13 protein-coding genes are annotated in these 12,266 nt (G+C 71.4%); 3 read left to right on the top strand and 10 right to left on the bottom strand.

Translation table 11 applies throughout. The annotated features are described in order from the left end of the window. Window positions 1-116: 116 nt before the first annotated feature. The gene (locus tag ACIP4X_RS34170; protein WP_358737264.1) at window positions 117-401 is read right to left on the bottom strand and encodes a glutaredoxin family protein; all 285 of its coding nucleotides are present in this window, start codon (window positions 399-401) and stop codon (window positions 117-119) included. 153 nt (window positions 402-554) lie between these two features. Here ACIP4X_RS34170 and ACIP4X_RS34165 point away from each other — a divergent pair, with 153 nt between their 5' ends. From ACIP4X_RS34165 to ACIP4X_RS34155, 3 genes are all read left to right on the top strand, one after another. Next, window positions 555-1,481 (top strand): HAD-IB family hydrolase, encoded by a 927-nt coding sequence (locus ACIP4X_RS34165; protein ID WP_358737262.1) that lies wholly within the window; start codon window positions 555-557, stop codon window positions 1,479-1,481. A 415-nt stretch (window positions 1,482-1,896) separates the two neighbouring features. After that, window positions 1,897-2,721, top strand: a complete 825-nt coding sequence (locus ACIP4X_RS34160) for an ECF subfamily RNA polymerase sigma factor, BldN family (protein WP_358737260.1) — start codon at window positions 1,897-1,899, stop codon at window positions 2,719-2,721. 234 nt (window positions 2,722-2,955) lie between these two features. Then, window positions 2,956-4,242: a DUF5667 domain-containing protein gene (locus ACIP4X_RS34155; protein ID WP_391460120.1), complete on the top strand. Its 1,287-nt coding sequence runs from the start codon at window positions 2,956-2,958 to the stop codon at window positions 4,240-4,242. A gap of 70 nt (window positions 4,243-4,312) precedes the next feature. Here the strand turns inward: ACIP4X_RS34155 and ACIP4X_RS34150 are convergent, their stop codons facing one another. The 9 genes from ACIP4X_RS34150 to ACIP4X_RS34110 form a co-directional block, all read right to left on the bottom strand. After that, on the bottom strand, window positions 4,313-5,368 hold the full coding sequence (locus ACIP4X_RS34150; RefSeq protein ID WP_391460118.1) for a 1-acyl-sn-glycerol-3-phosphate acyltransferase: 1,056 nt from the start codon (window positions 5,366-5,368) through the stop codon (window positions 4,313-4,315). Between the two features lie 13 nt (window positions 5,369-5,381). After that, on the bottom strand, window positions 5,382-6,443 hold the full coding sequence (locus tag ACIP4X_RS34145; protein WP_358737255.1) for an NAD-dependent epimerase/dehydratase family protein: 1,062 nt from the start codon (window positions 6,441-6,443) through the stop codon (window positions 5,382-5,384). A 234-nt stretch (window positions 6,444-6,677) separates the two neighbouring features. Further along, window positions 6,678-6,776, bottom strand: coding sequence for a 30S ribosomal protein bS22 (locus tag ACIP4X_RS34140; RefSeq protein ID WP_003948845.1), 99 nt, complete (start codon window positions 6,774-6,776; stop codon window positions 6,678-6,680). Between the two features lie 164 nt (window positions 6,777-6,940). Next, window positions 6,941-7,153 (bottom strand): helix-turn-helix domain-containing protein, encoded by a 213-nt coding sequence (locus tag ACIP4X_RS34135; protein ID WP_157842153.1) that lies wholly within the window; start codon window positions 7,151-7,153, stop codon window positions 6,941-6,943. 128 nt (window positions 7,154-7,281) lie between these two features. After that, window positions 7,282-8,097 (bottom strand): phosphatase, encoded by an 816-nt coding sequence (locus ACIP4X_RS34130; protein WP_358737253.1) that lies wholly within the window; start codon window positions 8,095-8,097, stop codon window positions 7,282-7,284. 91 nt (window positions 8,098-8,188) lie between these two features. Next, complete coding sequence (locus ACIP4X_RS34125) at window positions 8,189-9,361, bottom strand: acetoin utilization protein AcuC (protein ID WP_391460115.1); 1,173 nt, start codon at window positions 9,359-9,361, stop codon at window positions 8,189-8,191. Further along, window positions 9,312-10,565 (bottom strand): MFS transporter, encoded by a 1,254-nt coding sequence (locus ACIP4X_RS34120; RefSeq protein ID WP_391460113.1) that lies wholly within the window; start codon window positions 10,563-10,565, stop codon window positions 9,312-9,314. Before ACIP4X_RS34120 ends, ACIP4X_RS34125 begins: the two co-directional genes overlap by 50 nt. Before the next feature lie 60 nt (window positions 10,566-10,625). Then, window positions 10,626-11,372 (bottom strand): VC0807 family protein, encoded by a 747-nt coding sequence (locus tag ACIP4X_RS34115; RefSeq protein ID WP_358737247.1) that lies wholly within the window; start codon window positions 11,370-11,372, stop codon window positions 10,626-10,628. Window positions 11,373-11,465: 93 nt separating this feature from the next. Then, window positions 11,466-12,110, bottom strand: coding sequence for an HAD family hydrolase (locus ACIP4X_RS34110; protein WP_358737245.1), 645 nt, complete (start codon window positions 12,108-12,110; stop codon window positions 11,466-11,468). Between the last annotated feature and the right edge of the window lie 156 nt (window positions 12,111-12,266).

Raw genomic sequence — 12,266 nt, 5'->3', positions numbered from 1 at the left:
CTTTCTTGTTGGGGGCAAAACCGCACACTCTCCTCTACGATCCCCACCCCCGAGACCAAGACGCCATCGATCCTAGGCGACTTCCGGCCACTTTGAACTCATCGGTCAGTCTTCGATCACCCCGCGAGCTCCTTTCGCAGCCGGTCCTCGTTCACCCGCCAGAAGGTGTGCTGTTCACCGTCGACGAGTACGACCGGGATCTGCTCCCAGTACCGGTCGTACAGCTCCTGGTCCTGGGTGATGTCCTTCTGCTCCCAGACGACACCGAGATCGGCGCACACCTTCTCCACGACGGCCTGCGCGTCGTCGCACAGATGACAGCCCGGCTTGCGGACCAGGGTGACGAGCCGCCCCTGGGGCCCGGGGGACTTGCGGCGGAAGATGGGACTCATGTAGGCCATTGTCGCTCCGGCACGGGGCCGAGGAACCCGGTCGGCGCGGGGCCGAGGAACCCGGTCTGCGCGGACCGGCGCAACGCCGCCGTCGCGAAGAGTTCACGGCCCGCGAAACCTCTCGACTCCGGAACCACCCCGCCAACTGGCTATGCTCACGCCATGGCCGCTCTCGGATGGCTCACTTCCCGTAGGCGCTCCGCCACGGCGCGAAGCGTGTTGGCAGGCGAGGCCTCGGCGGAGGCAGCGCGCAAATCCTCGCAGGAAGCAGGCGCCCCGCCCTCCCCGCAGGAGGCCTCGGAGTTCCCGGTGCACGGGGACGAGAGGGCCGCTGCCTTCTTCGACCTGGACAACACCGTCATGCAGGGCGCCGCGCTGTTCCACTTCGGCCGGGGCCTGTACAAGCGGAAGTTCTTCGACACGCGCGACCTCGCCAAGTTCGCCTGGCAGCAGGCGTGGTTCCGGATGGCCGGGGTCGAGGACCCCGAGCACATGCAGGACGCCCGCGACTCGGCGCTGTCGATCGTGAAGGGCCACCGGGTCGCCGAGCTGAAGTCGATCGGCGAGGAGATCTACGACGAGTACATGGCCGAGCGGATCTGGCCGGGCACGCGCGCGCTCGCCGAGGCCCATCTGGACGCCGGTCAGAAGGTGTGGTTGGTCACAGCCGCGCCGGTGGAGATCGCACAGGTCATCGCCCGCCGCCTGGGCCTGACCGGCGCGCTCGGCACGGTGGCGGAGTCCGTCGACGGCGTCTACACCGGCCGCCTGGTCGGCGAGCCGCTGCACGGCCCGGCGAAGGCGGAGGCGGTCCGCGCCCTGGCCGCGGCCGAGGCCCTGGACCTGAGCCGCTGCGCCGCCTACAGCGACTCCCACAACGACATCCCCATGCTGTCCCTGGTCGGCCACCCCTACGCCATCAACCCGGACGCCAAACTCCGCCGCCACGCCCGCGAGATGGACTGGCGCCTGCGCGACTACCGCACCGGCCGCAAGGCGGCCAAGGTCGGCATCCCCGCGGCGGCCGGCGTCGGCGCCGTGGCCGGCGGCACCGCGGCCGCCATCGCCCTGCACCGCCGCCGCCGCTGACACCGGCGCGCCGCTCCTCCCCGCCTCCGAAGGCGATCCCCGCCCGCACCCGTGCCGCCCAATGGCCGCACGGGCCTTCGGCGATCGCGTTCGTACGGCGCACCGGAACCGCGGGCAATTGACCGAACGTACGCCCATACCGTTCCGGCCATTCGACTTGGCGGTGCATCGCCAGGAAGCGCCCCAGACATGAGCCCAAAACGGAACTGATCGGTCACCAACCGGTCACTCTCCGACGCCTGAACGCATGCCAATCGGTTACGGAAGCGACGGAATCGATGATTTGAGCAACTCGGTGTAGCGGTGCCTGCACGAAGCGTTATTCTCCTCAGACGCAAACCGGTCCCCCATCGTCGCTACGACGGGTGAACGGTTCCGCACTGCACGTGATGGAAGCTCTGCCTCTGGGAGTCCCGTGTACCCATACGTCGGGGTTGACGCCTCGGGCCTGGCTGCGCTCCGCGCCACGGTTCTGGACCTGCTGCGCGGTCTCGTCCCCACCGGGTACGCCGGCCCCGCATTCGCCACCGCCGCGCCGGTCGGCCCGTGCTACGCGCTGGCCGACGGCATGGAACAGGTGCCGACTCGCAGCGCCGTGGTCGCGGGGCGACGCACGGGCGAGGCGCGCGCGACCGGCAGGCGAGGACGCCCGGCCGCCGCGGCCACCGTCCGCCGCCCGGCCGCGGACAGCGACAGCGCCCGGATGATGGAGCTCGTCGAGCGCGCGCAGGCCGGTGAGGCCGACGCCTTCGGACGGCTCTACGACCAGTACAGCGACACCGTGTACCGGTACATCTACTACCGCGTCGGCGGCAAGGCGACGGCCGAGGACCTCACCAGCGAGACCTTCCTGCGCGCCCTGCGCCGCATCGGGACCTTCACCTGGCAGGGCCGCGACTTCGGCGCCTGGCTGGTCACCATCGCCCGCAACCTCGTCGCCGACCACTTCAAGTCCAGCCGGTTCCGGCTCGAGGTCACCACCGGCGAGATGCTCGACGCCAACGAGGTCGAGCGCTCCCCCGAGGACTCCGTCCTCGAATCCCTGTCCAACGCCGCCCTCCTGGACGCCGTACGACGGCTCAACCCGCAGCAGCAGGAGTGCGTCACGCTCCGCTTCCTGCAGGGCCTGTCCGTCGCGGAGACCGCCCGGGTGATGGGCAAGAACGAGGGTGCCATCAAGACCCTCCAGTACCGGGCAGTGCGCACCCTGGCCCGGCTTCTCCCCGACGACGCGCGCTGAGCCGCGAACACGCTCAGCGACCTCCAACTCACGCTCCGTCGAAGCGTGTTGACTTCTCGATCCGATCCGCCCGGGTCCGTAACCCAAGTGCCGCGCCGCTCGTTGTGCGGGATAGAGGCTCCCTGTGGTCACGCCCTGGCCAATCCTGATCGACCGATCGGGAGAGGCGGCTGCGGACGTGCACCCTCAGGACCCCCGGGGAGTCGACCGTCATGACGAGAGGAGGTGCCGCCAGTGATCGCGAAAGTATCGGCACACCGGCGGGCGAACGCCTTCGCCCAGGCCCTGGAAGAGCTGTCCGACCGGGGCACGGCGGCCGAAGAGGCCGAAGGACCGGCACCGGCACCGGCTGCCGCGGAACAGACCGGGCAGGGCCGCATGCTGGCCCTCGCCACCGGTCTGGACGCGCTGCCACGGCCGGAGCTGGACCCCGAGGTCAAGGTCGTCCAGCGGGCCCGCCTGGTGGCCGCGATGGAGGCCATGCTCCAGGAGAGCGCCGCGGCGGGCGAGGCGAGTGACCCACCGGTGCCCGCCCAGAAGAGGGGGAGCGAAGCGACTTCCTCGGAAGGGCGGCGGCGGGAGACGGGCGGGCGGGCGCGCGGCGCACACCGGGCGAGCGGCCTGGGGAAACTGCGGCCGCGCACGCGGCTGAGCAAGTCGCTGGCCGCCGGCGGACTCAGCGTGGGTGTGGCCGCGGGAGCCTTCGGCGGAGTGGCCGCCGCCAGCTCCAGCGCCCTCCCCGGTGACTCGCTGTACGGGCTCAAACGCGGCATCGAGGACTTCAAGCTCAGCTACCTGACCGACGGCGCGGACGAGCAGGGCCAGGCGTACCTCGATCTGGCCTCGACCCGCTTGAGCGAGGCGCGCCGGCTGATGGAGCGCGGCCGCGGCGGACAGCTCGACCACGAGTCGATCGGCGAGATCCGCCGCACCCTGTCCGGGATGCAGCACGACGCCACCGAGGGCCACCGGCTGCTGCACCAGGCGTACGAGCGCGACCCCGATTCCCTGCGTCCCATCCAGGCCCTCTCCACCTTCTCGCGGTCCCACCGCGAGGCCTGGGGCGCGCTCCGCGACCGGCTGCCCGTGCAGCTCGGCGACGTCAGCCAGCAGGTGTCGTCGGTGTTCGACGCAATAGACGACGAGGTCGCCCCGCTGCAGTCGATGCTGCCCCAGCCCGCAGCCCCGGGCGGCGCCGGCAAGCAGCAGGGCCCCCGGCCGACGCCGTCCGCCGGTTCGCCCGGCGCCGGGCACTCGGCCCAGCCCAGCACCGGCGCCGACGCGTCCTCCGGCAGCCCCCACTCCGGCAGTGAGGACCCCAGCGCGCCGGCCGGCTCCGGCAGCGAGAGCGACGGGCTGCTCGGCGGCTCCACCGGCGGCCTGCTCGACCCGCCGAAGCCCAGTGGCAGCGCCTCCCCGTCCGCGACCAAGTCGCCGCCCAGCGGCCCGGACGTGACGATCCCGCCGCTCCTCCCGGGCCTGCTGCCCGGCCTCGGCATCAACGCGGAGGACGCGAAGTAGGCGGTGCCGAGCCGCCCCACGACTGCGGGGGCGTCCCCCACCAAGGGACGCCCCCGCAGTCGTCGCACCGTCAGAAGAACACCGACCTGCGCTGCACCAGCAGCTTGTAGAGGGTGTGCTGGATCTGCTCGCGGACCTGGTCGGTCAGGTTGAACATCAGCATCGGGTCCTCGGCCGCCTCCGGCGGATACCCGTCCGTCGCGATGGGCTCACCGAACTGGATCGTCCACTTCGTCGGCAGCGGGATCGCGCCCAGCGGACCCAGCCACGGGAAGGTGGGCGTCAGCGGGAAGTACGGGATGCCCAGCAGCCGCGCGAGGGTCTTGGCGTTGCCGATCATCGGGTAGATCTCCTCGGCCCCGACGATCGAGCACGGGATGATCGGCACGCCCTGGCGCAGCGCGGTCGACACGAAGCCGCCCCGGCCGAACCGCTGCAGCTTGTAGCGCTCGCTGAACGGCTTGCCGATGCCCTTGAAGCCCTCCGGCATCACCCCGACCAGCTCGCCCTCCCCGAGCAGCCGCTCGGCGTCCTCGGTGCAGGCGAGGGTGTGGCCGAGCTTGCGGGCCAGTTCGTTGACCACCGGCAGCACGAACACCAGGTCGGCCGCGAGCAGCCGCAGATGCCGCCCCGCGGGATGCCGGTCGTGGATGGCGACCTGCATCATCAGCCCGTCCAGCGGCAGCGTGCCGGAGTGGTTGGCGACGATCAGGGCGCCGCCCTCGGCGGGGATGTTCTCGATGCCCTTCACATCGACCCGGAAGTACTTCTCGTACAGCGGCCGCAGCAGGGACATCAGGAGCTGGTCGGTGAGCTCGGCGTCGTAGCCGAAGTCGTCGACCTCGTAGTCCCCGGTGAGACGGCGGCGCAGGAACGAGAGACCGCTCGCGATGCGCCGCTCCAGGCCGCCGTCCTCCGCCGGCCCGCCGGGCGGCTGCGGCTGCTCCCCACCGGTCACGGGGACGTCCTCCTGGGGCCCCATGCCGGGCAGGGGCTGCACCTCGCCGGCCGCCGCCGGCTCGGCGCCGCCGCGGCGGCTCCCCGTGCCCCGGCGCCGCGACGGCCGCTGTCCGGCGCTCCCACGGGACCGGTCGTCGTCGAACGGGATGACCTTGGCGTCCGCCATGGTGCTGCGCTCCTCAGTTGGCGCTCTGCGTCTGGGGGTGGCCACTGCCCGGGAGGGACAGCGCGGCGATCCGGTCGACGGCCCCCGCGAGGGCCTCCGGCGGCAGCAGCCCGGGGCCGTGGCCGCGGGCGAACTCCGCGAAGGTCTCCGCGGTCGTGTACTTGGGCACGAAGCCGAGTGTCTCGCGCATCTGGTCCGTCGCCACGACCCGGCCGTGGGTCAGCAGGCGGATCTGCTCGGGTGAGAAGTCCGTCATTCCCAGCGTACGCACCAGCGTGCCCGCCCACGTCACGGCGGGCAGCAGCAGCGGCACCGTGGGGCGTCCCAGCCGCCGCGAGCACTGGGAGAGCAGCAGCACGCCGTCGCCGGCGATGTTGAACGTGCCGCTGTTGAGGGTGGCGCGGCGCGGCTCGTGCGAGGCGATCCGCAGCACCTCGATCACGTCGTCCTCGTGCACGAACTGCAACCGCGGGTCGTATCCGAACACCGTCGGCAGCACCGGCAGCGAGAAATACGAGGCGAGCGGGGTGTCCACCGTCGGGCCGAGGATGTTGGCGAACCTGAGCACGCACACGGCGACGTCCGGCCGCCGCCTGGCGAAGCCCCGCACATACCCCTCGACCTCGACCGTGTCCTTCGCGAAGCCGCCGGACGGCAGGGACTTGGGCGGGGTGGTCTCGGTGAACACCGCCGGGTCGCGGGGAGCGGAGCCGTAGACGTTGGTGCTGGACTTGACCACCAGCCGCTTGACGGACGGGGACTTCTGGCAGGCGCCCAGCAGCTGCATGGTGCCGATGACGTTGGTCTCCTTGACCAGGGCCCGGCTGCCGCTGCCCAGCGCGGTGCCGGTCACGTCCATGTGCACCACGGTGTCGGCGGACGTCTCGGCGAGCACCCGCGCGATGGTGGGCTGCCGGATGTCCGCCTGGACGAAGTCGGCGCCGCCCAGATGGTGCTCGGGCGGGACCGCGTCCACGCCGACCACCCGGTCGACCTGCGGGTCCCGCTGGATACGGCGCACGAACCGGCCCGCCAGCTGACGGGCCACTCCGGTCACGAGCACGACCTGTCCCAAGATCAGCGCCTTCCTTCCCGCCCGGATTCCCGCCGGGTTCCCCGTGTGCGGCCAACCTATCGGGTCGGGACGGCGCCACGGCGGGGCTCGATGCGCGCGTGACGGAAGGTACGTGCGTGCGAACGGGATCGAGCCACCACGGCGACCGGCCCCGGACGCACGCGACCCCCCACCGGACGGTGGGGGGTCACAGACACGCTTTCGCGTTGGCGCGCAACCGCGCGCGACCGGCGTCTACTTCTTGTTGCGACGCTGGACGCGGGTGCGCTTGAGCAGCTTGCGGTGCTTCTTCTTGGCCATCCGCTTGCGCCGCTTCTTGATAACAGAGCCCACGACTACCCTCGCTCACTTCTCATCACTCGGTGTTTGGGCGCCATGGGCCCACACGACCTACGAGGGGCTAGCCTACCCGCCCGAGGGCTGAGGTCGTAATCGAGGTGTCCGGAGGGATCCGGAAGTGTTCCGTACTGTCCTTCACGGACCCCTCCCGATCGTCGTCAGGCGGTGTCCACCCCCACGTAGCTCTCGCGGAGGTACTCGTGAACCGCTTGCTCCGGGACGCGGAAGGACCGCCCCACCCGGATCGCGGGCAGATGACCGCTGTGCACCAGGCGGTACACGGTCATCTTCGACACTCGCATGACCGAGGCGACTTCCGCCACGGTAAGGAACTGAACCTCGTTCAGAGGCCTTTCGCCAGCTGCAGCCATGACACACCTGAACCTTCCGCACTCGACGGCCACCGGCTTCCCCTTCCGGTGACTCTTCGTCGCTGCGTGCTCACTCCCCAGGGTAGGGGCGTGTGATGCGAGTGGGGAAGAGGTGGACCATCGGCGGCCTACTGTGACAGACAGGCGCGATTGAGTACGTAGCGGGCCACCGGGCGGTAGTAGGCGGACCGTACGCCGTCATCAAGTGGAACGACCACGGACACGCTTCCCTCCGCCTGCCCCACGAAGAGCGCGGGGTCGTTCGTGTCGGCCGGGCCCATCGCCTCGAACCCCAGCTGACCTGCGCCGCAGACCCAGCCGTGATCGCCGATCACCAGACCGGGCAGCGGTCCGCCGGCGTCGGCCGCCGCCGCGAGCGCCAGCCGAACCGGCAGTGGTGAATGCGTGTGCGCGCCGGGCTCACCACCGGAGCGTTCGGCGCCGTGAAGCCGGACCAGGGCGACTCCCCGGACGTACTCGAGGCGGTACGTGCGTAGACCGAACCGGGTCGTTATGTCGACAGAGCGACCCTGCGCGGGGGTGAGGACGGTACATCCCGCCGCCGACAGGGCGTCCGCCAGCGCGGCGTAGAAACCGAGCAGCCGGTGCGGGTGCCCGGTGCCCAGGAGCACGGGGGCACCCCGCCGGGCCGCCGCACCGAGCCGGTCCGCGAAGGCGTCCAGCGCGGCCAGCGTGAGATCCGGGTCGATGACATCCGGGCCGAGGGTGTGCAGCGGATCGGCCGAAACACCGCACCTGCGCGCCATCAGCTCGATCAAGTCCCGCTGCTGCCAGGGCCCTTCGGGGTCGATTCCGATCAGCGCCCGGGGATCCCGGGCCGCGAACAGCCGATAGCTGCGCAGACCGGCCTCCCGCGTCGTGGCCACCACCCCGGCGAGACGGGCCCGCACCAGATGGGCGCGCAGCGCCGCGATGCTCAACACCCGAGCGATGCTGACGCACGGCCTCCGCGGCCGTCCCGGGAACCCGGGAACACCGCACAGTCGGCCTAACCCCGAAAAGCGCGGGCCAGGCCTACGGCAACAGGCCCCGCAGCGGGAACACCGCCCGCCGGGTCGCCAGGATCGCCTGGTCCAGCCGGTCCGCCGGGTCGTACCCCGCCTCCCAGTCCGCCCAGGACACCGGCCACCGCCCGTCGGTCATCCGCATCGGGCCCAGCCGCCGCGTCCGCGCGTACACCGCCTGCCGCCAGCTCTCCGGGATCACCGTCTCCGGCTCCACCGGGCGCCCCACGGCGATCCCCACCAGATGCGTCCACGACCGGGGGACGACGTCCACCACCTCGTACCCGCCGCCGCCCAGCGCGATCCACCGTCCTTCGGCGTGCTCGTGGGCCAGCTCGTGGCACGCCGACTGCACCGCCCGCTGCGCGTCCAGCGACACCGTCAGATGCGCCAGCGGATCCTCGAAGTGCGTGTCGGCCCCGTGCTGGGTGACCAGCACCTGCGGCCGGAACTCGGCGACGAGTTCCGGCACCACCGCGTGGAACGCCCGCAGCCACCCGGCGTCCCCGGTCCCCGCCGGCAGCGCCACGTTCACGGCCGATCCCTCGGCGGACGGCGCCCCGGTCTCCTGCGGCCATCCCGTCTGCGGGAACAGCGTCCGGGGATGCTCGTGCAGCGAGATCGTCAGCACCCGCGGGTCCTCCCAGAACGCGGTCTGCACCCCGTCCCCGTGGTGCACGTCGGTGTCGACGTACACGACCCGCTCGGCGCCCAGCTCCAGCAGCCGGGCGATGGCCAGCGCGGCGTCGTTGTAGACGCAGAAGCCCGAAGCCGCGCCCGGCATCGCGTGGTGCAGCCCGCCCGCGAAGTTCACCGCGTGCAGCGCGTCCCCGTGCCACACGGCCTCCGCCGCCGCCACCGACTGCCCCGCGATCAGCGCGGACACCTCGTGCATCCCGGCGAACGCCGGATCGTCCAGTGTCCCCAGGCCGTACGCCGTGTCCGCCGATCCCGGATCCGCCGACGCGGCCCTCACCGCGGCGATGTAGTCCTCCCGGTGGACCAGCCGCAGCGTCGAGTCGCCGGCCGGCCTGGCCGCCACCACCCGCGCCTCCCGGTCGAGTCCGAGCGCGTCGACGAGTTTCCGGGTCAGGACGAGGCGGATCGGGTCCATCGGGTGGTCCCGGCCGAAGTCATAGCCCGTTACCGCCTCGTCCCACATCAGCTGTGCGCGGCCGCTCATGCCCGTCACCGTATCGGTCCGGCCGCGGCGCGAACGACCCGGCGCACACCGACGTCACCAGCACCAAGGCCATGGGCACCAGCATCGCCCCGCGGTAGCCCCACGCGTCACCGAGCGCGCCCACCAGCGGGGAGCCGACCAGGAAACCCACGTAGTTGAAGATGTTGAGCCGGGCGACGGCCTGGTCGGAGGCCCCCGGGAACAGGCGGCCGGCCGCGGCGAAGGTCTGCGGCACCAGCACGCACAGCCCCAGCCCCAGCAGCGTGAACCCGAGCATGCCGACCCAGGGGCCGGGCGCCCCGGCGACCACCGCGAAGCCGAGCGCCGCCACCAGCGCGCCCAGCCGTACGACGGCCACGGCGCCGAACCGCCGCACCCCGGTGTCCCCGAGGGCACGCCCCAGCAGGGTGGTGACCATGTAGACGTTGAACGGCACCGTGGCGAGCTGCTCGGAGCTGCCCAGGGTGTCCTGGAGGTACTTCGCGCTCCAGTTGGAGACGGTCGAGTCGCCGATGTACGCGAAGGTCATCACCAGGCAGAGCGGCAGCAGCAGCCGGAACACGACGGTCCCGCCTTCTTCGCCACCGGCCTGTCCACTCGCCTTCCCGTCGGCCTTCCCGTTGGCCTTCCCGGGTGCGGCGGAGCTGTCGGCGTCGACGTACCACCGGCTGCCCACGAGGGCCGCCGGCAGCAGCACCGCCACCACCGGCAGGTACGACACCCACAGGGCCAGGTGCCAGTGCGCCCCGGCCCAGGCCAGCGAGGCACCCAGGATCCCGCCGAGACTGTAGACGGCGTGGAAACCGAGCATGATGCTGCGGCCGTACGCCCGCTGGAGGCTCACGCCGAGCATGTTCATCGAGGCGTCCAGCATCCCCACGGCCAGCCCGAACGCGGCGAGAGCGACGGCCAGTTCGGCGACGCGGTCGCCCGCCCCGACACCGAGCAGGGACAGGAGGACGACGGGCTGGGACCAGCGCAGCAGCCGGCCGGGCCGGACGCGTTTCACCAGTTGCTCGGTGGCCGTGCTGCCGACACCGGCGAGGATCGGCACGGCGGCCAGGAAGACCGGCAGCAGCGCGTCGGAGACCCCGTACCGGCTCTGGACGGCCGGAATGCGCGTCACGAGGAGAGCGAAGGCGACGCCCTGTGCGAAGAAGCTGAACGCCAGCGAGGCCCTACCGCGCCGCAGCACATCAGTCATGGCGGCGAGCGTAGGGCCCTGGGCTACCTGTGGGTAGGTCCGGTGAAAGGTGAATTCCGCTCAGCTTCCGGCGAGGGCGAGTCCCTTCGGGGACCTCGCGGCCTCGCGGGCCGACGCGGGCTGCCGGACGCCGGCGGGCTCCTGGACCTGCGCGGACCCCTCGGCCGCGGCGTTCGTCTCGGCGATCAGCAGGTGCGCCATCGGCCCGGCGGCCAGAGCACCGCTCAGGAGGAATCCGAGCACCATGCTGACCGCCAGGATCACGGTGCCGAGCCACACCATGGTGTCCACCGGCAGCGTGTAGGCGCCCACGACCCGCACCACGCACTCCGCGAGCAGGATCACACCCCACACCAGCGAGAACACCTTCTCCGCCCGCCGGAAGGCCGCGGATCCGGCCGCCAGCCGGGCCCAGGCGGCTTCCCGCCCCGCGTCGCCCTTCACCAGCCAGGGCTTCATGGCCTCCGTCATCATCGGCCTGCCCAGCGCCACGGACACCAGGATGCCGAGGCCGATCGCGCTGCTGACGCCGCTGTCCTTGGCGAGCATCAGCCGCGGGTCACCGGCGACGAGACTGAGCAGCAGCCCGACCACGTTGACGAACAGGATGAGCGCGGCGAGCGCGTTGACCCTGCGCTCCCGCGCCGCGGCCCAGCCGGTCCGCACGGCCGGGACCACACTGCTCCACCCCAGGGCGGCCAGCGTGCTCATCCCGAGGCCGTTCTTGAGCAGGTAGTACCCGCCGACCGGAACCGCCACATCGACCAGCAGGGGGGCGAGGCTCGCGCGCTTCGTGTTCGTCGTCATGCTCAAAGCTTCGCGGGCGAGGGGGGTCCGCCGGTAGAAACGATCGTCCGGAGGTCCGCATGACAATTGTCAGTGCCACGGCGGTGGCCGGCGTCATGTCAGCAGGTCGGCCAACTCCTCCATGCGGGAGAAGAGTTGGGTGGCATCCGCGAGCTTGGCGGCCGGGGTCATCGCGGTGAACCCGTAGACGTCCATCCCGGCCGCGACGGCGGCACGGACGCCCAGGGGGGAGTCCTCGACGACGACGCAGCGCTCGGGGGCCACTCCCATCCGGTCGGCCGCGTGGAGGAACAGGTCCGGCGCCGGCTTGCCCCGGCCCACGTCCTGCGAACTGAAGATCCGCTCCTCGTCGAACCACCGGTCCAGGCCGGTCGCCCGGTGCCCCACCCGGATCCGCTCGTGACTCCCCGAGGACGCGACACAGTACGGCGTCCCGTCCACCGTCAGTTTCTCCAGTACGTCGGCGGCACCGGCCACCGGCTTCAACTCCCGCTGGAACGCGGCGAACACACGGGCGTGGAAGACGTCGTCGAAGTCGTCCGGCAGCCGCTTCCCCGTCCGCTCCAGGACCAGGTCGTGGATCCGGTGCATGGCCGACCCCATGTAGTCGCGGATGGAGTCCTCGTAGGAGGTGGGGTGTCCCAGCTCGGTGAGGTAGGCGGCGAGGAGCCGGTTGGAGATGGGCTCACTGTCGACAAGGACGCCGTCGTTGTCGAAGATGACGAGGTCGTAGCGCATGAGTACGAGCCTAAGCGAGTACCGGCCGGCAGGCTATAAACGCAGAAAACCCCCGTGCTGAAAAGCACGGGGGTTTTCCCACAATTTGTTCGGCGGCGTCCTACTCTCCCACAGGGTCCCCCCTGCAGTACCATCGGCGCTGTGAGGCTTAGCTTC

Origin of the sequence: Streptomyces sp. NPDC088817 (assembly GCF_044750345.1) — a bacterium.
Classification (GTDB): domain Bacteria; phylum Actinomycetota; class Actinomycetes; order Streptomycetales; family Streptomycetaceae; genus Streptomyces.
The sequence above is the reverse complement of the archived record's forward strand: the minus strand, read 5'-3'. Positions and strand labels throughout refer to the sequence as shown.